Below are 23,688 nucleotides of genomic sequence, written 5' to 3'. Positions count from 1 at the left end.
TCGGTCCGGTCAGCGTTCGCCGGACGCGGCGTCGAGGACTCCGGCCCGCGGGCTCAGTGCCCAGTCGAGGGCGAAGTCGGCGACGGCTTCCCATCCGGGCGCTCCGCAGGTGAAGTGATCGCGCCCGTCGAAGACGGTGTGGGCGGTGACCGCCGTCGAGTGCTTCGCGTTCTTCTCGTAGTTCTGCCGCTGGACGACGGGGGGCAGGATGTGGTCGCTGCCGCCGGAGACGAAGAGCAGCGGCGCGCGGTCGCTGTCGGAGAAGTCGAAGGTTGTGGCGGCGTGCGGGGTGACAGCCGCGAAACCGCCCTGGAAGAGGATGCGGGCCGGAGTGGGTGCCGCGTAGCGGTCGAAGACCTGCTGGGAGGCGTTCTCGTCCAGAGTGTTGGTGAAGGCGTAGTGGAACTGAGCGGCCGTCAGGGGGACGGCCCGGCGTATGTTCGCCGGGTCCTTCAGCACCGGGAGGACCGAGCGCAGCTCCGACAGCGGCATGGCATTCACGCCCTTGACCGCGGCGCCGTCGATCGACACCCCGGCCGTTCCGAGACCGGAGCCCACCAGAAGCTGCGCGAACGTCCCGCCGAACGAGTGCCCCATGATGATCGGAGGAGCGTCGAGCTTCTCGATGACCTCAGTGAGGTGGTCCAGGACCTCGCGGACTCCGACGCCGGCGATCGCCGAGGCGTCCTCGCGGAGCGCAGCCACTCCGGCTTCCCCCGGCGCGATCCCGGGGTAGCCGGGCGTCACGACGGTGAAGCCGCGCGCTTCGTACCTGGCCACCCAGTGCTCCCAGGCCAGCGGTGTCATCCACAGCCCGTGAATCAGGACGATCGTCTTCGTTGCAGCAGTCATGCCTGCATCCCTCCATCGTTGCGGCCGCGGCCGCGGCCAGGCGCACGCGCCCGGACGGCCTTGCTCTGTCGCAGACAGCGTGCCGCCGCGCGCACTGTGCACGGCCCCAACAGTCGCCGCCGCAGTTGTGCGCGGCGACGACACCAGCTCGCTTCGCGAGGACCGGGCGCTCGGGCTCATCCGTCCGTCGCCGGCCCGTGGTCGTGCCGGGCCCGATTACCACTGCTCACCGTGTCGCTCCAGACCACGGCCAGCCTGGCCAGCTCTCGATGTGCGTGGCGGTCGAGGTCGAGGCCGGAGAGCTTCTCGATCCGGTTGATGCGGTAGAGCAAGGTGTTGCGGTGGGCCGGGAGTGCCGCGGCCGCTTCCGTCCGGTTGAAGCCGTGCGCGGCCAGGGAGCGCAGTGTCTGCGACAGAGTTCCCGAGGGGTCCTCGGCATCCAGCAGGCCCAGGACCCGTCGCACGATGCTGTCGGCCAGCCGGGGGGAATTCGCGAGCATGATCTCCGTCAGGAAGTCGTCCAGGCGGATCCGCCCCCGGCGTCCGTCCCCGATCGCCAGAGTGACGAGATCGTGCAGGTTGCCGACCGCGTCCGCGAGCCCTGTGTCGCTGGTGGCCGACTCGGTGGCGAGAATCAGCGCACTGTCGGCAAGAGGGCCGGCCCAGTCGAAGTCCGGTCCGGTCAGGCCGGCGACGCGGTGACCGTCCGCGCAGGCGAGTGCGCCCGCGGACCGCAGTCGCGCCGCCAGTCCCGAGTGCGCGGCGGCCGAGCCGCCGACGACGGCGGCGACGAACGGGCAGTGCGGCCCCGCGAGTCGGAAACCCAGTCGCTCCGCCCGGTCGAGGTCCTCGACGGTCGTCGCCGATTGCGCGCAGACGCGTGCGAACAGCGTCGCCGCCCGGGAGTTGCCGTGGGCGGACGGCAGGTCCCGCTGGTCGGCGAACGCCCGTGTGACCGTCGTGAGGGCGATGTCGAGGAACGCCCACGGCACTTCCAGGTGCGGGAGCAGCCAGGCACCGCTTTCCGGCGAGTCGGCTTCCAGCACGGTGCTCCGCACTGCCCGCGCCGCTCCCGAGCAGGCGCGGATCACGTCCTCGGCGGCCAGGCCGTGGCGTGCCGCCTCCCGCGCCGTCTCGTACAGGTCGGACAGCGCTGCCTCGTCGGGTCCCTGCCCGCTCAGCAGCCAGTTCCTGGCCAGATCCAGACTGCGTCGGACCATGTCCTCCATGACGCCCGCCTGACAGCCACGACCGGCTATCCGGCCCACCGGGGCGCCGCTCAGCTTGCAGGCCACCTGCCGTGCCAGTGACTCGCTGTCGAGGCCCCGGAGAACGCTGCGCAGCCGGCCGACCGCCGCGGGCCCGGCGGCGGTCCGGGTCATGGCGTCCATGGTTCAACCTTCCGGAGGCTTGGTGCGATGCGGCTCCCGCCCGCGCGCGGGGCAGCGGATACCGCTGCGCCGGCGGACAGGGGAGGGCGGCCGACGCGCAGGAATGCAAGGTGTCGCGGGTACTTCGTCCCGACCGGTGGCAACCGGCGCAGGGGGTGGCCCATCCCGTGGTGACCGTTGTGCCGGTGCCGAACGCGACGCGGGGGATGCGGAGTGGGCACCCCGCGTTGTCACATCACGTCCGGCGGCGGGAGCAGGAAGTTCCATGCGCTCAGCACGCCGCTCACGAACGCCACGACCGATGCGGGCAGCAGCAGGTAGAGCCCGGTGGGCAGGCCGCACGCCAGGACGGCTCCGCCGGCCACGAACAACAGCATGACGACGATGCCGGTGTCCCGACGATCGAAGAGCCCGGCCCGCCTCCTGGGAACGTTGGCCACACGTCGTTTGCGACGCTCGATGACCAGAAGGCTCACGTTTCCATTCAGCCCTGCGGTGATGAACTCCGTGCCCAGGGCCCAGTCGGGCTGGCGGGGCACCAGCAGAACCGTCGCCATGACCAGCGGCGCGAGGAACAGCACGAGCGTCTGCGCAGCGATGGCCCGCAGCACCGGGTGTCCCGCGATCCGTTCGGCGTTCAGGGACACCGCGACGAACAACAGACCGGTCAGAGCCCCACTGGCACCCCCGGTCATCACGCCGAAGCTCTCCCAGCCAACGAGACCGGCCATCTCCTCGCACACTCCCCATCGGCAGTTGGAAACACGTTCATCGGGGCAGCCACCGCAGCACTGCCGGGCGGTTGCCCGTTTGCCACCTCCCGCAGGTCCGCCCCAGGGGACTGCGGCCGGCTCCGATGCGTGCCGGCTCTCGCGCGTACGGCCTCCACGGACGTGACTTCCGCCCCCGTCATTCAATGCCCTTCCCCCTTGGGCGCGGGCACGAAGAACAGGCGGGTTTCTGGGCCCTCGCCCACCGGGGACGCCCCTAGCGTCGCGGCATGAACAAGAGCCCCGTCGCCCGCGTGGGCGGCTCCTGGACCTGGCATCTGCTCTATGGAGTGGTCTCCATCGCCACCGGCATCATCGCCGTGGCATGGCCCGGTCCGACCCTCGTTGTGCTCGCGGTGCTCCTCGGCACGCAGTTGATCGTCACCGGGGTCTTCCGGTTGGTGGGATCCGCAAGCCTCGGGGAGTCGAGTACCGCCCGCACCCTCACGGCGATCCTCGGCGTCGTGAGCCTGCTCCTCGGGCTGTACACGATCCGGCACGTCCTGATCACGCTGCTCGCGCTGGGGATTCTGCTGGCTGTCTACTGGATCGTGGACGGTTTCACGGCCGTGTTCGCGGCGATCGACCATCCCGCGCTGCCCGGGCGTGGGTGGAATGTCTTCATCGGGCTGCTCGGTGTTCTCGCGGGCCTGACACTGCTGGTCTGGCCGGGGCTGTCCCTGCTGACGCTGTCCCTCCTGGCCGGGCTGTGGCTGATCATGCTGGGTGCCATGCAGCTGGGACTCGCACGCCGGATCCGGGCCGCCGCCTGAGGAGAGGTCCACGAGCCGTGATCGGGGCCGGTGCACCGGGCGCCTTCGCCGGACGCCCTGCACCGGCGCCCGGTGCTCGCAGAGGCGGCTGTGCAAGGATTTGTGAGTGACTGTGCACGACCCCTCCGGTCCGGGCAGACCGAGTGGTGACCTGCGGCGTGTTCTGGAGCGCATGGACGCGGGCGTTCTGGTGCGCCGGATGGAGTTCGGATTCGCCCGGCTCCCCGCCTACACGAACTTTCTCTGGCCGGTGGACCGCGCGGCCGTGGTGCGCTGGAACGTCGATCTCGTCATGCGCTGGATGATCAACGGCATCCCCCCGGACGACTACCTCCGTTCCGAACTGCACGAATTCCTGCGTGCACGTGCCGCGGCCGGCCAGCCGATCGAGGACAGCATCCTGGTGTACCGCCGCGGTGCCCGGATGTTCTGGGAAGCGCTGCTGGATCTGGCGACCGACGAGGGACGGTCCTTGCTGATCGCCGAGTCGGACACGCTCTGGAGCGCTCTTGAGCAGTACCTGGACATCGTCGTGGCCGTGGTCGCGCAGGTCTACGCGGACCAGGAGGACGCACCGTCCACCGCTGGTGACCGGCGTGCTCGTGCCCTGTTCGACCGGTTGTGCGCGCAGTTGCCCGTCACCATCGAGGACCGGGACCGGGCCGCCCGGGTCGGCTTCGACCTGACAGAACCCTTCTGCCCCTTCACCGCGCGGCTGGTAGGGGTTCACGTCGGCGGGCATGCCCACTTCGCGTCGCGGCTGCGTTCCGCGGGGGTGCTCGCGTTCACCGAGGGCGTCGGCGTCACCGGCCTCGCTTCGCCGAAGTTCGACTGGTCGCCGTACCTCGATGACCCGCGACTGCTTCTGGCTCAGGACCCGCCCCTCACGGGCGGACACCGACTGGGGGCGGCAGCGGACGGGTTGCGCGCACTCATCGCGATCGCAGCCAGGTCCGGGCGCCGGGGCCTCGTGCACGCCGAGGACTTCTTGCCCGAACTGATGCTTGCCAATTCGCCGGGGATCGCCGAGCGGACGACTCTGCGGGTCTTCGGCCCTTTGAAGCAGGCGGATGCCACGGATCTGGAGATCACCCTGCGGTGCCTCGCGGACAACGGTTTCGACAGCGCGGCCGCCGCGGCCGCGCTGCCGGTGCACCGCAACACCCTGCTGTACCGGGTCACCAGGATCGAGAAGCTGACGGGGCTGTCGCTCAGGAACCAGCGGGATCGAACGCTTGTGCTTCTCGCGGTCATGTGGGACGCGATCGCCGAGGACGTGCGGCCGGATTCCGGAGGGCTGGAGGGCCCCGAAGTCTGGTGACGCCACCGTACGGCTGTGCCGGCACGAGCGGCGCACGGCACTGAAGTCCGCGCCGCGGAAGTCGGCACCGGTGCCGGGACCGCCTTGATCCGAGGGGCCCTTGAAGAGGTTGCCCGAACTCCGATGAGTTCCCGCACGGACCGAGGTCTTCAGGACGTCCCCGCGCGCACGGACCTGGAGGAACCTTGAAGCTCTTGCTCACGTCAGGCGGCGTCACGAACCCGAGCATCCGCACGGCGCTCGTGCAGCTTCTCGGCAAGCCGATCGCCGCATCCCACGCCCTCTGCGTTCCGACAGCGCAATGGGGTCACCCGATGTGCGGTCCGACGTCGGTACGGGGCCTCTTGGCCGCCGAGCCCACGTGGCAGCACCGAGGTACCGACGAAACGGGCCTCCGGAAGTGACGAAAGTCGCTACCGGGGCCCGTTTCTCGCGTTGATCTAGGGATCCGCAGGTCGGGTTGGCCGAACGTAACGTCCCTCACACGTCGAAGCCCCCTCGTCGGCCGTCACAGGTCGACGAGGGGGCTTCCGTGTTGAGGTGATGTCCTGGGTGTGATGCCTGTCACTCAGGTGGCGGACGTCAGGTGGCCGATCGGGGTCCAGGTGCCCAGGGGCTTCGTCTTGCGTCTGCGGTTCGTGCGCCTGACGGGTCGTTCCCCGCTGAGGGCCAGGCTGTCCAGCCATCTTGTGATCTTGCGCCTGTTGGCGTGGGCGATCTGGAACACAAGAAGGATGGTCTGGGCGGCGAGTCCGCGGATGGGCCGTAACCGCGAGGACTCGATGGCCTCGGCGAGTGGGCTCTTGGCGAAGCCGTTGAAGCCTTCGACGCTGTTGCGGAGGCGGAAGTAGATCTTCTGCCACTGTTCATCGCCGTAGTCCAGGGCCTGCCAGTGCTTGGCCCCTTCTTCTGGGGCGAGGGTGATGGCTCGCTGGCGGCAGACCTTGACGGGGCCGGTCGGGCTTGGCTCCGGGTCGACGAGGGGGAGCTGGATGCCGCGGCCCAAGGAACGGGGCTTGAGGGGGCACTGGACCTTGCCAGCCTCTGCGGGGCACATCATGCGCTGGTGGCCTTCGGCGTCCTGCCGTTCTTTGGGCATCAGGCGGTAGGGCTTACGTGCGGCGATGCGCGCGGTCCAGGTCTCGCGGTCGATGCGGCCGGCGTGGAGGTCGCCGGTGGCGTCGATGAGGGCCTGGGGCATGGAGGGGCAGTACCAGGTGCCTTCGACGAGGATTGCTCCTTGGGTTCCGCCCTGGTTGCCGAGCTGGTCGACGCGGTAGTCGTAGACGGGCTGGTAGCCCAGGGCCCGGACGGGCAACTGCCATTCGGCCGGTTCGGAGTTGTTGTAGGCGCGGTCGCCGGCGAGGTAGCCGGGGGCGTAGCCGCGCTTCTGGAGCCGGGAGATCGTTTTCAATCCGTTGTATGCGGGCCGCTCTCCGGGCTTGTCCAGGCAAAGACCGAGGACGAGTGCCGGGGGGACCTCGGGATCGGGCGTGCCGTCGTCTAGGAGCGGCTTGTCGTGCCGGGTGTCCCTGGTGACGGCGAGATGGGCGTCGAAGCCGAAGAGGTAGCGCTTCCTCAAGGAGGGCTTCTTCTGCGGGATGCCTGAGAGCTTTCGCGACTTCCGGGAGGGCTCTGCGTCGTCGGCGAGGGGCGAGGCGTCTGGGTCGCGGTGGTCGCCCTCTCGTACGTACCAACCGGCATCGGGGTCGGTGGACAGTTCAGGCCCGTTGGTGCGGCGGCCGCGGGCGTAGGTACGCACGGGAGTCGCATCCACGGCTACGCCGCCCGTCAGTTCGGCGAGCAGATTCTTGAGCGGGCCCACGGACGCGTCGAGTACGAACTCGGTGAACAAGGCCAGCCGATGCTCGCGCGCTGCGAGATCCGCGGGGTCGGCCGTGTCGATGAGCCTCTGGGCCTCTTGGCGCGTGAGGTGCTTGTTGGGAGGCAGAGGCGATGGGTCCATTGCGGTCTTCATGGCGTGGAACAGACGGCGTACGACGGCGTAGGCGGCCTCGAAGCCCCAGTCGTTGTCCTCGTAGTCAGGGATTTCGAGTTGGGTGCGCATGGCCGGGCTGAGGCGGAAGTAGAGGACGTCCGTGGTCCGCTCCAGGATGATCTTTCCGCCGGTGATCTGGCAGCACAGGTGGAGACCGATCAGCAGGGTGCGAAGGCGGAGCCGGCGATGGCGCCCACGGGGGAGGTGAACAAACTCTTCCAGCAGCGGGACGAGCGAGCTGCCGTCCACTTCTTCGATGGCGGGCTCGACGTCCGCGTCGGATAGGTGGTTGCGCTGGACACGCATGGCTGCCAGCCGCGCGTGGCGGTCCTTTGCCGCTGTCCGTCCGCCCGTCATTGCTCGCCTCGCAGAAGGGCCGCGGCGTCCGTCGGGGAGACCCCGGGCAGGAAGGGGAGGATCCGCGACAGGCCGTGGAGCGTGTCCACACCGGCGGCTGCGACGATCACGGTGATCGGGAGCCGCTCCTCGAAGAGCTCCAGCAGCCAGGTCGCGCGCAGGCGGCCCATGACCAGGCGTGGAAAGTCGTGGCTGCGCCGCGTGCGGGATAGGAAGTTCGTCACGGTGTTCGTACCGCGGCTGTGGCAGTTGGGCCGGAACAGATAGCTGGCGGTCCCAGGGTTCTCCAGACGCTCGGCCGCGGCACCCAGGACGCCCTCCCAGCGCCTACGGCACACGATGAGCCGCTCCCGGCGGCCGCGGGTGGCCACGACGACGGCTCCTGCCCCGCTGAGGGGCCGGCGTACGTCGTGAGCACGCAGAGGGATGATCTCGGGCGAGTCGAGGCCTGCACCGGCTCCCAGGGCCATCAACGTCTTGCAGCCCCAGCGCAGTTCATCGGTCGGCTGGCTGCCGGCCCAGCCCCACAGGTCGGCCAGTTCGGTGCGGCTGTAGGGACAGTTCGCGGTTGAGGCGGAGAGCTTCGCGGGAGCGCCGGTCAGGCACTCGCCACCGATGACGATCTCGCGCAGGCGTAGCAGCCGTGTGCGGTAGTTCCCGCGCGTTCCTGCCCCGACCTGAGGGCAGCCCACGGCGATGAACCGCTCGATGACCTCGCGCGAGAGCCAGACCTCCGCCGTGGCCGGCAGGCCTTCGCCGTTACAGAAGAGAGCCAACTGCGCCAGCGCCGTGAGCAACTCGCGCGCCTTGTAGGGCGTCAGCGGGTCAGCAGCCAGGACCACGCGGCGCACCTCGTCGCCGACGCGGCTCCACCCCGCGGGGGAACCGGCCGGACGATAGGAGTTGATCCGTTGACTCATCACATGCCGCCACACCAGCACCCCAGCGGACGGGGTGCTATTCGAATAACATCTATCCGAGGTGGAGGCCGGACGCGACTTGGGAGGACCGGATGAGTCAGACTGCACTTCATGCCGCAAGGAGATGCCCGCAGACTGCCACCGCGTGCTTATCGCATCAGCGGCACATGGCCTGAGGCCGTCATGGAGGAACACCACGGGGCCCGTGTCGCCCAAGCGCTTGCTGCCAAGCTCCAGGCCGCGATCGACGGGAAGCAGTGGTCCGTTGCCGAACTCTCCCGTCAGAGCGGCGTCGCGCGGTACACGATCACAAAGGCCCTCGCGGGGGAGGCGTGGCCGGACTTGTTGACGATCGCGAACCTCGAGAAGGCGCTCGACGTGGATCTGTGGCCTGGGCGCGGTGTATGACGTACGCCCGGTAATCACGCGCGCTCCGACGGCAGCGGTGGGCAGAGTCATTGAATACGCGAGATCGAACATGAGGTGGTCATCCCTTCGGGGGAAGGGCGGCACCATTTCTCGTAACCCGCTACCGGCGGCACGCGGCCGTCCGTAAAGTGAAGCGTGGCACGAACTGATCCGGCTCTGTGGAAGGTTCTCGGAATGTTCGTTGCTGTCGGCCGCCACCAGAGGCGTAAGTCCTGGTGGCGGCCTTCCTTTTACGCGCTCTCGCCAGGAGTGGTGCCTGTGCCGAGCACGCTAGCCGTGATCGACGTTGTACTGGTAAAGCGCACCGGGGTGCTTGTGGAGAATGCCGGCACGCCACATGTCGTCCATAGCGACGCGGAGAGCCTTCTCGTTTCCGTCCTGCAAGGCGGCAACGACCTGGGCCACCTTCCAAATGCGGCTGGGGTCCTGGACCAACAACTCCTTGACGAGCTGCTTGCGAGTGGGGCCTCGGGAGCCACTTGAGCCGGACTCCTCGTCCGGATCGCCGTAGTCGGGCGAGTGTAGGTCGTCTGCCTTGCGCTGATCAGGCACTCCGTTGCGTTTCCAGTCCTCGAAGGTGTCCTTCTGCTTCTTGAGGTGACGAACGTGTCGCAACCTTTGGCGCACCTTGAAGAGATCTTTTTGAGTTGCTTCCTCCTCCTGTTCGAGCATCTTGACGTACTTATCCGGATCGCTGGCGTACTCCGCCCATGGAAGGTCCTCAATCATGTGAGAACGGTATCCATGAGAAGGCACAGGGGAACCCCTTCGCAAGGGGTAATTCACCCGATGTGGCGACAAGATCGAGTACCTCAGGTGAGGTGTACATAGAGCGCTGCAAATTACCTGTGCCCCTGTTTTTGGCCCTGTCTGCATTTTTCCTGTCTCGAGGCACGGGTGACACAGGGGCAGGTTTGTTGGGTTAGCTAGCACAGTGGGCTGTGAAACCATTCCGCCTCGCCAATTGGACAGGTTGTGTGCCAGGCCTGATTTTCCAGGACGTGAGGCCTGTTTCGTTGAAGGCATCTGCGTGTGTATGTCTGTTGAAACCTGCTGCGCAAGGTCGGGTAGGGCTGGGGGCGGCAGATGGGTAGCTGGTGCGGCGTTTGCGTACAGGGCTGGATTCACAGCGCCTGCCAGAATCGACCGGCCCGTGTTGATGTTGCGATGGACTTCTGAAGGTCGGGTCAGGAGGACAGGTCCTGGTGGGCGGATGTTGTCTGAACAGTCCTGGGCCATGCCGACGGCAAGCCTGTCGACCTCTGGTCTGCCCGTCTCGACTGCCGCGTCCTAGTGGTTTGGGGGACAGGCCTGTGTAGGAGTTTCCTACTTGAGCTGTCCCCCACGGCAGCCAGACATTGTCGCGAGCCCGTGTAGGCAGGGCCGCTTCGAGAGAAGGTGGCTCCCGTACCGGGTGTACCGCGGTTCCTCAGGGAAGCCCCTGCCTCGGCGCCTTCATCAGTCAGGACCGGCAGGGTACGCGCAGACTATTGCCACTCGAGGGTCAAGGGCCCGTCAGGTAGCCATCCGTCCCAATAGCCATCCACGACATCCGGTAGCTCTGGCGGTAGGACGCGAGTCCCAGGCTGACGCAGCTGTGCCGGAGTCCACCACCTGGCGGGTTGGGTGGGATCCGCAGCCGCGATGTGTCTGATGAGCTCCGCGGGTAGGGGGCTCTCCGGGATGGCCAGGAGTAGTCGCCTCTCAACCCGGTGGCCTGAGGAGGGATGGGGATGCGACGCCCAGATGTGCCCGACCACAGATCCAAAGTGCACAGCGACGGTCCCGGCGGTTCCCGCCTTTGTGAGAGCCGACGCTGCGGACCCGTACGAGGCTGGGCTGGTCGTCTGGCCTGCCATGGGTGACCAGGACCCTGCCCGATCAACAAGTAGGACAGTGCGCCGGCAGCGGTCCAGCAGAGCAACAAGCGCAAGTCTTTGAAGGCGAGGCCCGGGAATCAGCATGTGGCTAGCCTGAGGGCATGTTATTCGAATCGCATTCCAATTGGTGCATACGGGTGAGGGGGCAGTCGGCGGTTATCGGAGCCGGAGGTTATCGTGGCCATCCTGTGCTCGTTTGTGTGTTTCGTCGCGAAAGTGAGCCGGGTGCTGGCCCTGCCGGAGCAGACTTCTGGGCATGACGAACAAGAACAGTGGTGTCTCGACCGACGATGCCTTGCGCGCCATGCGGCGCATCACCGGCCGTCGAGTCGAGGGCGATCGCGCCGCTGATGCTTCGGCCCTGGATGGTCGGACGCAGGAACGTGTCCGGGCGCTTACCCAGCTACTCGGCCGAGACTCAAGGGCGCGAGGACGCGGCCACGAAGATCCCATGGATGATTTCTCGATCATGCGCTGGTGGCTGCTGCAGCAGGAACACGAGGCCATCCAGGACGCTCTCGAGGCGGGAGAGACATGGGAGACGCTGGCGGGCTCGCTCAGCCTCGGGTCGGCGAACGCTGCCAAGGAGCATGCACAGCTTTTGGAGTGCGTCTTCGGCCCAGAAGAGGCGTCGCACGGGACGGACTAAGCAGGCCAGGCGGCTCGGACCCAGTGGGAGTGCGCCGTGCCTCCGGCGGGTCAGGTTCCGAATCGCCCCAGCGGCTCTTCTTCTAGCTGCTGGCGTACGGGTGTACGTACCTGCCTTTGTTGAACGGGGTGAACCAGGAGCCGAGATCCATCGGCGCGATGCCCAGGGACGCTGTCTCCGGGGCCTCGTCGATGCCGTCCATGGAGTCGTCGTAGAGCCACTCGAAGTCCATGTCCTCGTAGACGCCGTTGGCGAACACGTCGAGTGCCGACGACACTCCCGAGCTGAGAAGGCCGTGCGTGTCAAGAACGACGCTCGCCTCCCGTAGCAGCAGCTTCAGGGCCAGCTCTTCGGCGACGCAGCTGAGCTGTTGGAATGTGCCTTCCGTGAATCGGGTCGTCATGGCGAGGGCTGTCACCAGGAAACGGCGGGTGAACTGAGCGTTGTATTGGAGGGCGTAGCGGCCAGGCAGCTCATCCAGCAGCCACATCATTCCCTCGCACTCGGCGACGTTGCTGTTCTCATGGCTCAGGGTCTCGGCGTCCTGGAACAGTTCATCCACCAGCAAGCTCGTGCCGTACACCAGGGCGCCGGCCGCGAGTTCGGCGTCGCTGGCGGTGGTGCTGAAATCCTCGTCGTAGGTCGACTCCGGGTCGCCGTCCTGGAGCTCCTCTTCGGTCAGGCAGCCGAACATCCCGGGCCCGAACGCCCGAAGCTCGGTGGCCATGGACCGCATTGACCGTTCAGCTTCTTCGGCGTCTGCCTGGGCATCGAATGGCTCCGTTTCGGCTCCAGCCTGAGGCGACTGCCCGAGAATTGCCCGTCGGGCCGCAGGGTCGTCAGGGGGAGCATCGGGTCCATCCGCGGCTTCCAGGCTCTCGCGAGCCAGATCAGGGTGGAGCTCGACCGCACACCGCTCGATGGTCCAGTCAGCCAGGAGCTCGGACCTGTCCAGGAGCTCGGCGACTGCCGCGGACACGGATTCTTCGGCGAACTCCAATGCCGGCGCCTCCACGAACACCTTCACCATGGCCCCGCCGGGGTGGACGGCGACGATGCTGTCGAGGAGGTCGACCTCGATGCCGTCCGGTCCTTCGATTGCTTCGATCGCATCGAAGCCCTCTTTGAGCAGCGCCAGCGCCCCGGTCCGGTGCAGGGCGTCCATCTCCGCACCGCCGGCGGGAATGCGGGTATCCACGGTCACGACGTACACCACCCCGCCAGCCTGCCAGGCCCACGCACACTGTGAGGCCGATTCTGTGAGTCCGGCGGGAGCGCACCGGCCCCCGCGCAGCGGAGCAACTCGTCCGGGCTTGGCCGCGGGTCTCCGCGATAGGTCCACGCGTCGTGGCATTGCTGCGTCAACGGTGCCTTGGCAGTGCTCGACGGAGGGGGGTCGCCGCGTGAGCACAACCCCACGCTGGAATGGGTGCTTGCGGAGAAGGCTCATTCCGGCAACTTGGCTGTAGCGGATGCACCCTCAGCCATCCGGGTGCACGGTAGGAGTGCGGCCCCGCTCGCACACCCCGGCAAGTCCATTGCCCGCGCAGCGGGACCGCCCACTTTTCCGCTGGAGCGCCCAGCGAAATCTAGTGTTGGAGCCGTATCCGAACAGGGAGAAGCGGTGCTCGCAAGCGTTTCCGCCGATGAGCACGCTGATCGCGTCGGCGACGCTGTGCCACAGGGCTCACTCCTCCGCCACGCTGGCGCTCTGGTCCGTGCAGCACTCGACCGCCGGGTTGTCGGCGAGGTTGCCCAGGCGCAAGTCCTCCGGTCGCCCAGAAGCCGTTCGCCCTGCGGTCCCGGCAGGTCAGGCCGCGGCCAAATGCGCCGGGACGCCGGGGACGCTCGCGCCCCCGGCGGGGTCGAGGGTGCCGTCAAAGAAGGAATCCTCGATGCGGTCATGGTCGTAGAACCACTCGAGGCGCCTCAGATGGAATCGGGGCCCCGGGTGGGGTGCAAGTGCGGGACGCAGTGGTCGGCGGGGCCGATGCCGAAGCGTGGGCCAGGCCGCGAGACCACCGCGCAGCCTGGGGGCGGGCACGGTGGACGCGGGGCAATTCACCGCGTCCGCCACGTCCACCGGCCGTCCCGCTGCGGCGGAGGGGGTCGTCATCCTTGCCGGTCTCCGGGCTCGTGCTGCTTCCGGCCGGGGAGCATCTCCTGCACCTTCGCCTTGAAGCCCTGACGGACCATGGCGGCCCGGTCGGAGTCGCCCTTGAGGACGGAGGCGGCCGCGGCCTCGATCTGGTCCAGCGTGGCGTGCGGCGGGATCGGGGGCACGGCGGGGTCGGTACGGAAGTCCAGGACGAACGGCCGGTCCGCGGCGAGCGCCCGCTGCCAGGCGTCCTCGACGTCCGCGGGCTTCTCCACCCGCAGTCCGTCCAGACCGATCGAGCGTGCGAAGTCCGCGTACCGTACGTCCGGAAGCGACTGCGAGGGCAGGAACTGCGGGGCGCCGGACATGGCGCGCATCTCCCACGTGACCTGGTTGAGGTCGCCGTTGTTCAGGACGGCCACGACCATGCGCGGGTCGGACCACCCCTCGTAGTACTTCGCCGCGGTGATCAGTTCGGCCATCCCGTTCATCTGCATCGCGCCGTCACCGACCAGGGCGACCGCGGGCCGCTCCGGGTGGGCGAACTTGGCGCCGATGACGTAGGGGACCCCCGGACCCATCGTGGCCAGCGTGCCGGACAGCGAACCGCGCATGTCCGCGCGCATCCGCAGGTGGCGGGCGTACCAGTTGGCCGCGGACCCGGAGTCTGCCGCCAGGATCACGTCGTCGGGCAGGAGAGCGTCCAGGGCGTGCACGACGTGCTCGGGGTTGATCGGATCGGCCTCGACGGCCGCCCGCCGCTGCATGACCTCCCACCAGCGGGCCGTGTCCTTCTCGATCTTCTTGCGCCAACTGCCGTGCTCCTTGCGCTCCAGCATCGGCAGCAGCCGCGCCAGGGTGCGTCGCGCATCGCCGACGAGGTTGACCTCGAAGGGGTAGCGCAGCCCGACCATGAACGGGTCAATGTCGATCTGCACCGCGCGGGCCTTGCCGAACTCCGGGAGGAACTGGGTGTAGGGGAAGCTGGAGCCGATGACGAGCAGGGTGTCGCATCCGTGCATCAGCTCGTAGCTCGGCCGGGTGCCGAGCAGGCCGATGGCGCCGGTCACGTACGGCAGTTCGTCGGACAGGGCGTCCTTGCCGAGCAGGGCCTTGGCCACGCCTGCGCCCAGGGTGTCGGCCAGCTGCTCCACCTCGGCCCGCGCACCCCGGGCGCCCTGGCCCACGAGGATGGCGACCTTCTCGCCGGCGTTGAGCACCTCCGCGGCCAGTGCCAGGTCCGCGTCGTCGGGTACCGGTGCCGACGCGGACATGCCGAGGCTGGAGGGCACCATCTTGAAGGCGTGTTCGGGCTCGGAGTATGCGAGTTCCTGGACGTCCGCCGGAATGATCACCGCAGTGACGGTTCGCCGGGCCTGGGCCGTGCGCATGGCCCGGTCGATGACATTGGGCAGCTGCTCGGGAACGGTCACCATCTCGACGTACTCGGACGCGACGTCCTTGTAGAGGCTCAGCAGATCGACTTCCTGCTGGTACGAGCCACCCATCGCGCTGCGGTTGGTCTGGCCCACGATCGCCACCACCGGCACGTGGTCGAGCTTCGCGTCGTAGAGCCCGTTGAGCAGATGGATGGCACCGGGCCCGGAGGTGGCAGCGCACACCCCCACCCGTCCGGAGAACTTGGCATAGCCCACCGCCTGGAAGGCGGCCATCTCCTCGTGCCGGGCCTGCACGAAGACCGGCTTGTTGTCCGCCCGTCCCCAGGCGGCGAGCAGTCCATTGATGCCGTCGCCGGGATAGGCGAAGACGTGCTCCACATCCCATTCCCGCAGGCGCTGCAGGACGAAGTCCGAGACCTTGATCGACACGGGGTTTCCTTCCTCTGTCATCGGTGTTGCCGGCTGTCAGCGGCGCCTCAAGGCCGGGCCGAAGGACCGGGCCCCCAGGGCCGCTGCGGGCACGCGTCCGTCCCGCCGTGACGCTCGGGCCGCTCGGCGAGGCGTCCGCCCAGGGCAGGTGCACGCCGGTCGCTGCCGCTCTGCTTGATCTGGGGTGCGGCATCTGAAGCCGTCGGCGAGCCCGACGGCCTCGGGGGGCCGCGGCCCGCACGACGGGCAGAACCGCCCAGCTCACCCACCGCCATGGGCGCCGGGCCGCAACAGCCCTCGTCAAGCACGTCCGGGCCCGGACCTGCCAGGGATCAGTTCGCGGTCCGCGTCGTCGGTCAGTAGGGCGTGCTGGCGGCATTACGGCCCCATTGGTGCAGCGCCCGCCCAGGCTCGTCCCACCGCCGCGCCACAGCAGGGGCGCGCTGAACCTGGCGCACACGGCATGGCCGCGGCACCGACGTCCGGGGTTTTCGGCACCACGAGACCGTTGGGCACCTGGCGGTAGTTGGATCCGTCGGTGGTGTGCGCGCCCCGGGTGCCGCCGTTGAAGCGCACCTCCCCGTCAACCCGCTCGCGCAGTGCCCGTTCCAGCGGGGGTGCGTCCAGGCCGCGGTCCGGCCCGCTGAGGGTCTCCGCTCCTCGCGCATGCGTGCCGCCTCCCGCCCGGCCGGGCGGCCGAGTGCCGCCCCAAGGGTCGGCTGCCCGAAGGCCGCGTTCCCTAACGCTCCGGGCGCAACGGTCCACAGGCGGTTGGCGGGCCGTCCCTCGGGTACGCGACCCTTCCGCCCCGACGGAGGTCCATGTCCGAGAGGAGTGATCGACCATGCGCGCGACCGTGTGGCAGGGAAAGCGTGACGTGAGGGTCGAGACGGTGCCCGACCCGCGGATCGAGAAGCCGACGGATGCCGTCATCCGCATCACCTCGACCGGCCTGTGTGGCTCTGACCTGCACCTGTACGAAGTCCTGGCGCCCTACATGACACCCGGGGACATCCTCGGCCACGAGCCCATGGGCATCGTGGAGGAGGTGGGCGCCGACATTACCGATCTCGCTCCCGGTGACCGGGTCGTGGTGCCGTTCCAGATCTCGTGCGGCACCTGCTACATGTGCCGGGAAGGCCTGCCCACGCAGTGCGAGACCACGCAGGTCACCGAGTTCGGTTCCGGTGCCGCGCTGTTCGGCTACACCAAGCTGTACGGCAGGGTCCCCGGCGCCCAGGCCGAGTACCTGCGGGTGCCGCAGGCCCAGTTCGGGCCGATCAAGGTTCCGGACGGGCCGCCCGACGACCGCTTCGTCTACCTCTCGGACGTCCTGCCCACGGCATGGCAGGCCGTGGAGTACGCCGCAGTGCCGGCCGGCGGTTCCGTCGCCGTGCTCGGTCTCGGACCGATCGGCGCCATGAGCTGCCGCGTGGCACGCCATCTGGGAGCAGGCCGCGTGATCGGCATCGACCATGTGCCCGAGCGGCTCGCGCGGGCAGGGCAGGACGGGACAGATACGTACGACCTGAACGACTTCGACGACGCGGAGGAGCTGGTCGCCGCCGTCCAGGACGCCACGGACGGCCGCGGCCCGGACGCCGTGATCGACGCCGTCGGCACCGAGGCCCACGGCAGCACGTTGGGCAAGACGGCGCAGCAGGCAGCCGGCCTCCTGCCGCGGGCCTGGGCAGCCAAGCTGATGGAGTACGCGGGCGTCGACCGCCTCGGCGCGCTCCACCTGGCCATCGACATGGTCCGGCGCGGCGGCACCGTATCGGTGAGCGGCGTGTACGGCGGGATGAGCGACCCCATGCCGATGATGACCATGTTCGACAAGCAGATCCAGCTGCGCATGGGACAGGCCAACGTCCACCGCTGGAGCGACGAGATCCTGCCGCTGCTCAACGACGACGACCCCTTGGGCGTCGACTCCTTCGCCACCCACCACATGCCGCTGGAGCAGGCGGCACAGGCCTACGAGATGTTCCAGAAGAAGGCCGACGGTGCCATCAAGGTGCTGATGCGTCCCTGAGACCGCGTGAACACCGCCGGAAGCGGTCCGCCGCGCGACGTCGCCGGCCACTCAACTCCACAGCGCTTGTCGCCGCGTTGAGTGATCGGGCAGGGGCAGGCGCAGCGACGAGCGTCCGGTGCGCCATGCGTCGAGCACATGGGTTTCGAGGTGTTCCTCCAGCAGCGCGGCGGCGCGCACCCCGAACACGATGTCAGGTGTGAGCGCGGGTTCACGTGCGACGAGGTCACCCAGGACGTCGCGCCGCATGACCTGCTCGTGGACCGCGTCCGCGTCGATGTGTTCGGCGTAGAAGTGCCGGCACGCGGCGCCCCCGCCCAAGCGGTCGATGGCCTGCACCAAGCGGCGTGCGCTGGGAGCGGTGGTGATCTCTCCTGCGGCGAAGTGGCCGACGAGCGCGCCGCGCAGGCGGCGGTGCAAGCCCAGATGCGATACCAGGTTCACGGTGGCCAGTGTGACGGCGGGCACGCTGTCCACATAGTGCCCGTAGACCGGATCGAGTCCCGCATCCCGCATCAGGTCGGCGAAGAGCTGTGCGTGCACACGTTCGGCGCGCCCTGCTCCGAACTCGTCGTACTCGACCGCGACCAGCGCGGCCTTGGCGCGACCGGCCAGTCGGGGGATCACCCAGGCCTGCGGGTCCGCCTCTTTGAGCTGATACACCGAGCGGTGGACGAAATACTCACGCAGCTGGTCCCAATCCGCACGGTCACGCAGATAATGCCCCACGCTGGTGCCGTCGACGGGTTCGACGAGCATCGTGTCCAGTTCGGCCTCGAGGTCCGCAGCGCTGCCGACTCCCCTGGTGTCGGCGCGAAGGGCGCTCTCGAAGGCCGCTTCCAGGGCCGCGCGGAACCGCAGGAGCGCCGGATCCCACTCCCAGGAGGCGTCGACGTCGGCGAGCCCCCTGTAGTGCAGCTCGTAGCACACATGCAAGGCCAGTTGAAGATCGTCGCCGTATGGATCGGTCCGTTCGCATTCTGCGTCCGGGGCGGGTAGCGGGCGCGGAGGCGGTCCGCTGGTCAGTGCGTCCGTGACGAGTGCGGAAAGCGGTCCGCGCGCTGATGGGACCGCAGGCTCACCGCTGATGCCGGAGACCGTGGTCATCTCGCGACTCCCCTCCACGCTCGGGTACGGGGGCGCATGCCCCAGCGCCGGGAGTCCATGCCGGTCACGTCTATCCGGATGCGCGGAGGGTAGTCGCCGTGCGTGAACCTTTCATCCAGCGGGAGGGAGCCCCGCATGAGCGACGAGGCTGAGCGTGCCGCCCTGTTCGACATGGACGGCACTTTGGTGGATACCAATTACCTTCACGTCGTGTCGTGGTGGGAGGCGTTCCGGCAAGCCGGATGTGTCGTGTCGATGGCTGACATCCACCACGCCATCGGCATGGGCTCCGACCATCTGCTGGACCGGCTGCTGGGAGAGACCCGCGACCGCCGGGGCGACGACGCGATCAGCGGCGCACACAAGGCCCTCTACGGCGCCTATGGTCCGGCGCTCGCTCCTCTGGACGGCGCCGCGGACCTGCTGCGCGCGGTCGCGGCCAGGGGCTTCCGGGTCGTGCTGGCCACATCGGCCGACAGCAACGAGCTCGCGGTCATGCGGGCCGCGCTCGACGCCGATGACGTCATCGCCGACGCGACCAGCAAGGACGACGTTTCCGCGAGCAAACCGGCTCCCGACCTCGTGACGCAGGCCCTGGAGCGGGCGGGTGTCCCGGCCGGCCGAGCAGTGTTCGTGGGCGACACCGTCTGGGACATCGAAGCCGCCGGTAAGGCGGGGGTGCCCTGCGTCGCGCTGCTCTCCGGCGGCATCGGACGAGCGGAACTCGAGGAGGCGGGCGCGGCCGCGGTCTACCGGAGCCCCCGGAACATGCTGGCTTCCCTCGACAGCAGTCCGCTGTGGCGCTGACCGCGCCCGACCCGAGCGCACGTTTGACCGGTGACGTCCGGGTAGTGATCCACACATGCGGCTTTTGCGCCTGCCGGGGGTCTACCGGCCTCAGGACGACACTCTCCTCCTGCGGGATGCTGTGGAGCGCGAACCGCTACCGGACTGTGCCAACGTCCTCGATCTCGGGACCGGTTCCGGCGCGCTCGCCATGACGGCGGCGGAGCGCAGAGGTACGCACGTGACGGCGGTCGACGCCGCTCTGCGCGCGGTCTGCACGACATGGTTCAACGCCAGAATCAACGGCATGCGCGTCCGGGTCCTGCGGGGCGACCTCACCAGGCCGGTCATCGGTTGCAGCTTCGACCTGATCATGGCCAACCCGCCGTACCTTCCGTCACCGCTGGCCTGCCTGCCACGACGCGGCCGCGCGCTGGCCTGGGACGCCGGCCGTGATGGCCGTGCGCTGCTCGACAGGATCTGCATCGACGCCCCCTCCCTGCTGGCCCCGGGCGGCGTCTTGCTCCTGGTGCACTCAGGGCTGTGCGGCGTCGAGGACACCCTGAGCCGGTTGCGCCGTGCCGGACTCCGTGCCGCCGTCTCCGAGCGCCGGTGCATCCCGTTCGGGCCGGTGTTGCGCCGCCGTGCCCGCTGGCTGGAGGAGCAGGGGCTGATAGCGCACGGCACGCAGAATGAGGAACTGGTGGTGATCCGTGGTGAGCACCAGGGGTGAATCCGTCCCAACTCGCGTGACGATCACCGACGATGGCCCGATCCTCATCGAAGGTCCCGTCGAGGTCGTTCTCAGTGACGGCCAGCTCCTGCGATCCGACCGCTTCCTCGTTGCCGTCTGCGCATGCCGCCGCAGCCGTACTTTTCCGTGGTGCGACACCAGCCACCGTCGACGCACACGGCGTGTGGCGGCTTCGAAGGACCGACCGTCCACCGGTTGCGCCCCGGAGACTCGCTGACCACATGATGGGCGCCATTTTTATTCCCGGTGACGACGAGGCCGGCCACACGGGTTGTGCGCGATGGTCCGACCGTCGTCGTCCCAGAGAGCATCGCGTCCGTGCTGCCGTTGATTCGGGTCCCTTCATGCCGGTCGTCCACATCGAGGCACCGCGACCATCCCTGTACCAGCCTTCCTGCTTGCCCGTGAGCGGAGACACCGACTGGATGACGCGCCATCGAACGGTAGTCGCGGGGTTCGGGGGTACACGCGGCGGGAGGGACGACATCGCTGGAACCGGGGAGGGCCGCATGAACTCTGGAAGCAAGACGCCCCCCTCGGGGCGGGGGCGCGACGAGACCCGGGAGGAGCGCGCCGACCGGCAGTGGGGCGAGCTCATCCAGGAGGTGCGCGTCGCGCAGACGGGGGTGCAGATCCTCTTCGGCTTCCTGCTGACCGTCGTGTTCACCCCGCACTATCCGCGGCTCGGGGACACGGAGAAGGCGATCTACATCGTCACGGTCGTCCTGGGAGCCTGCGCGACGGGGGCGCTGATCGGCCCGGTGTCCTTCCACCGCCTGGTGTCGGGACGGCGCATCAAGCCCGAAGCCGTCCGCTGGGCGGCACGGCTCACGTTCGCCGGGCTGGTCCTGCTGCTGGCCACCATGACCTCGGCCCTGCTGCTCGTGCTGCGGGTGGCCACCCACGACGCATTCGTGCCGTGGCTGGTGGCGGCGGTCCTGCTCTGGTACCTGCTGTGCTGGTTCGTGCTCCCGCTCTGGGCCCGGATCCGGCTCGCCGAGGACTGAGGGCGGATCTCACCAGGTACAGAAGGCTTCGCCCGTACGGCCTATCCGCACGGGGCGTGCTGGTGCCGATGGTCCGAGTGTGCATTCACCGGTCCGATGAACCAGAGCCGCACGGTGTGCCGCGGCCCCGAGGCCCAAGCCTAGAAGGCAGGCTGGCACCCGTGCGAGAGCACGCTGACGGCGGCCGTCCCCTGCTGTTGCAGGTTCTCGACGAACTGTGCTTGCGCGGCCTGCTGACCCTCCATACGCCCACCCTGGTGCGACCGCCTACTCAGCGGGATCACGACGGCCGTTCTGGGTGGTGACGGCTGTGAAACCCCTGGAGGCCGTGGTGCCGGAGCCGCTCAACGAGGTGCACGACCTGCTCGGCCAGGAGATCAGGGAAGGGGCTGGCGCCCTGGGACGTTGCCCTCTCGCTGCACCGATCGCCGGAACTCTCCTTTGAGGGGCACGCCGGCGGAGGAGTGCGGTGGCGGCAAGGTCGTACTCACCGACGAGGGTGTTTTCGAAGGCGTCGATGCCGCGCCGATGTTCCACCCCGCTGTTCACAACTGGCGGTGGGCCCTCTGACGGCATCAGCCCAGGTCCGCGTCGCGTGTCCGGCCGTTTTTCCAGCCATCTCGCCCGGCAGGGTCTGGACCTCAGCGAACCGGTTCCGGGGGCCTGGCTCGGCTCTTCCGACACCGGTGACGTCAACCATCGTGCGTCGCCATCCGCCGGGCTCGCCGGCTTCGGATCACACAGCGTAGTTTGCCTACGGCGCAGCCGGTCCGCGGGGTCGCGCGGCAATGCTCGCGGCCGGCGAGGCTCTCGCGCGCACCGCCGTTGACGTACTGCTCACGCCGGGGCTCGTCGACAGGGCGTGGGCCGTGCACGATCCGCCGGCCGAGGGATGCGTGCGTGCCTTCGGCGAGATCGGGAAGCCGCCTTTGAGGAAGCGTTCGTCTCTGCCCGAGAAGGAGATCGTGATGGGACACGGCGGCAACGTCATCGCAGAGCTCACGGCGGACCACCGCGAGGTCGAGGAGTACTTCGCTCGCCTCCAGGCCCTTCCTGTCGGCGACAAGCAGCGCCGTGACGTGCTCGACGACCTGACCATCGAGCTCGTACGGCATTCGGTCGCCGAGGAGATGTACCTGTACCCGGCGGTCCGGGAGCACGTGCCCGGGGGCGGGCCGATGGCCGACAAGGAGATCGAGGAGCACGCTGAGGTCGAAAGGGTCCTGAAGGACCTGGAGGACGTCGACGTGGACGACGCGCGGTTCGACGCCCTGGTGCTCAAGCTGATCACCGACGTCACGGAGCACGTGCGCGAGGAGGAACAGCAGCTCTTCCCCAGCCTGGCCCAGGCCTGTACCCCCGAACAGCTGACGGAACTGGGCGATCAGGTCCGTCGGGCCAAGAAGGTCGCGCCCACCAGGCCGCACCCGAGCGCACCGGACACCCCTCCGGGCAACAAGCTGCTGGCTCCCGGCGCGGGTCTCGTCGACCGGGCCAGGGACTTCGTCACCGGACGCGGCAGGTCCTGACCGACCTTGGCGGCAGGGGCCGGCCGACACCCGCCGGCCCTGCTGCATTGCGCACCCGCGATCGACATCGCGACCTGCTTACGCCGATGCCGCACGCAGCCAGACTTGTGTCCGCTTGACCGCGGCGCCACAGCTCACCGGGCGATCTTGGGCGAGCATGTCCCCACGTGACCGCGTCGGCGGCCCAGTGGGAAGAGCCGACGTCGTTGAGGGCCTGGACCGCGTCCCCGCTGACCTTGTGCCCGCCGTCCTCGTTGCCGATCGGGCATACGCTGCGACTTTGCCGTAGGCAGCGGTCCCAGATCGTCGGATTCGGATCGCCCACCGTCCAAGCGTTCCAGTACGCGCTGGGCGGCGCTGCTTGGTGGCTCAGCCAGAGCGACTCCCGGTCGCAGGCCAGGCGTTCCGCTCAAGCATGTCCACTGACCCACCCCAGGACGTGTGTTGTGGTCACCCGACTCCCCGGTCACGCCCTGCTTGTACAGTGCCGGCTAGGGAGTCATAGGTGACCGGTAGAGCACGGGCATCACACAGGGGTGCGCTACGCCTCGAACGCATCCGCGGGGCGTGTCAGCGGGTCTTGTCGTCCACGGTGCGGAGCTGCTGCAGTCGGGCGATGAGCAGCTGGATGACCGGGGTCCGGTCCCGGTGTTCGCGTTCGTACCGCAGTACCTTCTGCGCGCCGTCCTGGTCGAGTGTGCCGACCCGGCCTTCGACAGAGATCCGCGGCAAGTGTTTGTAGTCGGGTATCGGAAGCTCCTGGGTCACCGGAGCGGGAGTTATGTCATCAGGCATATCCACCGAAGTCACTCCTCAGCATGTCTAGTTCGGCTTCCCGGCCAACGGGCCGCAAAACAGCCCGAGTATGCACGGGAGGTCGGCGTGCCGATCTTCCACGTGGCAGACGTCGGAGCTGCCGGTTGCCGAGGGCAGCCGTCGGCGTCCATCCAGCAGGTCCGGGGGTGGGTCCGCGCCGCCGTCCCGGTACGCGGCCCGCGAAACGCAGCCCGCCACACCACTTCGGCTGGGGCGGGTATGCATCGAGGCACGCGGGGACGTCCCCGGGCTTCTGGGAGCCTGGAACCTCCACCGCGTGACGTAGTTCGCGCACACGTTCGACTGTGGTGAGGTGAGGACCCAGCCACCCACCTTCGGTCGCCGCTGCGGGTCGCTGTCCCTCGTAGTCCAGGCCGCGTGTCGGT

At 68.6% G+C, this 23,688-nt stretch carries 20 protein-coding genes and 1 pseudogene; 10 read left to right on the top strand and 11 right to left on the bottom strand.

Features of this window, described 5'->3' with window-relative positions; translation table 11 throughout:
- Positions 1-9: 9 nt before the first annotated feature.
- From ACIP9H_RS35080 to ACIP9H_RS35070, 3 genes are all read right to left on the bottom strand, one after another.
- Positions 10-852, bottom strand: coding sequence for an alpha/beta hydrolase (locus tag ACIP9H_RS35080; protein ID WP_401592663.1), 843 nt, complete (start codon positions 850-852; stop codon positions 10-12).
- 176 nt (positions 853-1,028) lie between these two features.
- Positions 1,029-2,243: a helix-turn-helix domain-containing protein gene (locus tag ACIP9H_RS35075; protein ID WP_401963087.1), complete on the bottom strand. Its 1,215-nt coding sequence runs from the start codon at positions 2,241-2,243 to the stop codon at positions 1,029-1,031.
- Positions 2,244-2,473: 230 nt separating this feature from the next.
- Positions 2,474-2,974, bottom strand: a complete 501-nt coding sequence (locus ACIP9H_RS35070) for a hypothetical protein (RefSeq protein WP_401963085.1) — start codon at positions 2,972-2,974, stop codon at positions 2,474-2,476.
- Positions 2,975-3,243: 269 nt separating this feature from the next.
- Between ACIP9H_RS35070 and ACIP9H_RS35065 the strand changes: the two genes are divergently transcribed.
- Both ACIP9H_RS35065 and ACIP9H_RS35060 read left to right on the top strand, forming a co-directional pair.
- Positions 3,244-3,786, top strand: a complete 543-nt coding sequence (locus ACIP9H_RS35065; protein ID WP_401592669.1) for an HdeD family acid-resistance protein — start codon at positions 3,244-3,246, stop codon at positions 3,784-3,786.
- A gap of 172 nt (positions 3,787-3,958) precedes the next feature.
- Entirely contained in the window at positions 3,959-5,107 is a 1,149-nt protein-coding gene (locus ACIP9H_RS35060; RefSeq protein WP_401592671.1) for a PucR family transcriptional regulator, read from the top strand.
- Between the two features lie 568 nt (positions 5,108-5,675).
- On the opposite strand, the gene ACIP9H_RS35055 is transcribed toward ACIP9H_RS35060, so the two are convergent.
- Both ACIP9H_RS35055 and ACIP9H_RS35050 read right to left on the bottom strand, forming a co-directional pair.
- Positions 5,676-7,412, bottom strand: a complete 1,737-nt coding sequence (locus tag ACIP9H_RS35055) for a hypothetical protein (protein ID WP_401963084.1) — start codon at positions 7,410-7,412, stop codon at positions 5,676-5,678.
- A 47-nt stretch (positions 7,413-7,459) separates the two neighbouring features.
- Positions 7,460-8,383, bottom strand: a complete 924-nt coding sequence (locus tag ACIP9H_RS35050) for a hypothetical protein (protein ID WP_401597395.1) — start codon at positions 8,381-8,383, stop codon at positions 7,460-7,462.
- A gap of 183 nt (positions 8,384-8,566) precedes the next feature.
- Here ACIP9H_RS35050 and ACIP9H_RS35045 point away from each other — a divergent pair, with 183 nt between their 5' ends.
- Positions 8,567-8,791, top strand: a complete 225-nt coding sequence (locus ACIP9H_RS35045; RefSeq protein WP_401597397.1) for a multiprotein-bridging factor 1 family protein — start codon at positions 8,567-8,569, stop codon at positions 8,789-8,791.
- A 291-nt stretch (positions 8,792-9,082) separates the two neighbouring features.
- Here ACIP9H_RS35045 and ACIP9H_RS35040 read toward each other — a convergent pair whose 3' ends face one another.
- Positions 9,083-9,541 (bottom strand): hypothetical protein, encoded by a 459-nt coding sequence (locus ACIP9H_RS35040; protein ID WP_401597399.1) that lies wholly within the window; start codon positions 9,539-9,541, stop codon positions 9,083-9,085.
- 1,407 nt (positions 9,542-10,948) lie between these two features.
- Here ACIP9H_RS35040 and ACIP9H_RS35035 point away from each other — a divergent pair.
- Positions 10,949-11,341: a hypothetical protein gene (locus ACIP9H_RS35035; protein WP_401597402.1), complete on the top strand. Its 393-nt coding sequence runs from the start codon at positions 10,949-10,951 to the stop codon at positions 11,339-11,341.
- 82 nt (positions 11,342-11,423) lie between these two features.
- Here the strand turns inward: ACIP9H_RS35035 and ACIP9H_RS35030 are convergent, their stop codons facing one another.
- The 3 genes and pseudogenes from ACIP9H_RS35030 to ACIP9H_RS35020 form a co-directional block, all read right to left on the bottom strand.
- Complete coding sequence (locus ACIP9H_RS35030) at positions 11,424-12,557, bottom strand: hypothetical protein (protein WP_401597405.1); 1,134 nt, start codon at positions 12,555-12,557, stop codon at positions 11,424-11,426.
- Between the two features lie 896 nt (positions 12,558-13,453).
- Positions 13,454-15,268 (bottom strand): thiamine pyrophosphate-requiring protein, encoded by a 1,815-nt coding sequence (locus ACIP9H_RS35025; RefSeq protein WP_401597407.1) that lies wholly within the window; start codon positions 15,266-15,268, stop codon positions 13,454-13,456.
- A 376-nt stretch (positions 15,269-15,644) separates the two neighbouring features.
- Positions 15,645-15,895, bottom strand: a pseudogene (locus ACIP9H_RS35020) (hypothetical protein); the annotation flags it as partial.
- A gap of 217 nt (positions 15,896-16,112) precedes the next feature.
- Here ACIP9H_RS35020 and ACIP9H_RS35015 point away from each other — a divergent pair.
- The gene (locus tag ACIP9H_RS35015; RefSeq protein WP_401597410.1) at positions 16,113-17,303 is read left to right on the top strand and encodes a zinc-dependent alcohol dehydrogenase; all 1,191 of its coding nucleotides are present in this window, start codon (positions 16,113-16,115) and stop codon (positions 17,301-17,303) included.
- A gap of 51 nt (positions 17,304-17,354) precedes the next feature.
- Here the strand turns inward: ACIP9H_RS35015 and ACIP9H_RS35010 are convergent, their stop codons facing one another.
- Entirely contained in the window at positions 17,355-18,410 is a 1,056-nt protein-coding gene (locus tag ACIP9H_RS35010; RefSeq protein WP_401597413.1) for an iron-containing redox enzyme family protein, read from the bottom strand.
- A 135-nt stretch (positions 18,411-18,545) separates the two neighbouring features.
- On the opposite strand from ACIP9H_RS35010, the gene ACIP9H_RS35005 reads away from it, so the two are divergent.
- The 5 genes from ACIP9H_RS35005 (at position 18,546) to ACIP9H_RS34985 (ending at position 22,486) form a co-directional block, all read left to right on the top strand.
- Entirely contained in the window at positions 18,546-19,217 is a 672-nt protein-coding gene (locus ACIP9H_RS35005) for an HAD family hydrolase (protein ID WP_401597416.1), read from the top strand.
- 55 nt (positions 19,218-19,272) lie between these two features.
- The gene (locus ACIP9H_RS35000) at positions 19,273-19,929 is read left to right on the top strand and encodes a HemK2/MTQ2 family protein methyltransferase (protein WP_401597419.1); all 657 of its coding nucleotides are present in this window, start codon (positions 19,273-19,275) and stop codon (positions 19,927-19,929) included.
- Positions 19,910-20,167: a CDGSH iron-sulfur domain-containing protein gene (locus tag ACIP9H_RS34995; RefSeq protein ID WP_401963080.1), complete on the top strand. Its 258-nt coding sequence runs from the start codon at positions 19,910-19,912 to the stop codon at positions 20,165-20,167. Before ACIP9H_RS35000 ends, ACIP9H_RS34995 begins: the two co-directional genes overlap by 20 nt.
- A gap of 292 nt (positions 20,168-20,459) precedes the next feature.
- Positions 20,460-20,957, top strand: coding sequence for a DUF6328 family protein (locus ACIP9H_RS34990; RefSeq protein ID WP_401597424.1), 498 nt, complete (start codon positions 20,460-20,462; stop codon positions 20,955-20,957).
- Between the two features lie 968 nt (positions 20,958-21,925).
- On the top strand, positions 21,926-22,486 hold the full coding sequence (locus ACIP9H_RS34985; protein ID WP_401597427.1) for a hemerythrin domain-containing protein: 561 nt from the start codon (positions 21,926-21,928) through the stop codon (positions 22,484-22,486).
- Between the two features lie 570 nt (positions 22,487-23,056).
- Here ACIP9H_RS34985 and ACIP9H_RS34980 read toward each other — a convergent pair.
- Positions 23,057-23,218 (bottom strand): hypothetical protein, encoded by a 162-nt coding sequence (locus ACIP9H_RS34980; protein ID WP_401963078.1) that lies wholly within the window; start codon positions 23,216-23,218, stop codon positions 23,057-23,059.
- Positions 23,219-23,688 lie beyond the last annotated feature (470 nt).

Source organism: Streptomyces sp. NPDC088732 (assembly GCF_044751205.1).
In the GTDB taxonomy this organism is placed as follows: Bacteria; Actinomycetota; Actinomycetes; order Streptomycetales; family Streptomycetaceae; genus Actinacidiphila.
This window is presented reverse-complemented; position numbering and strand designations above follow the sequence as displayed.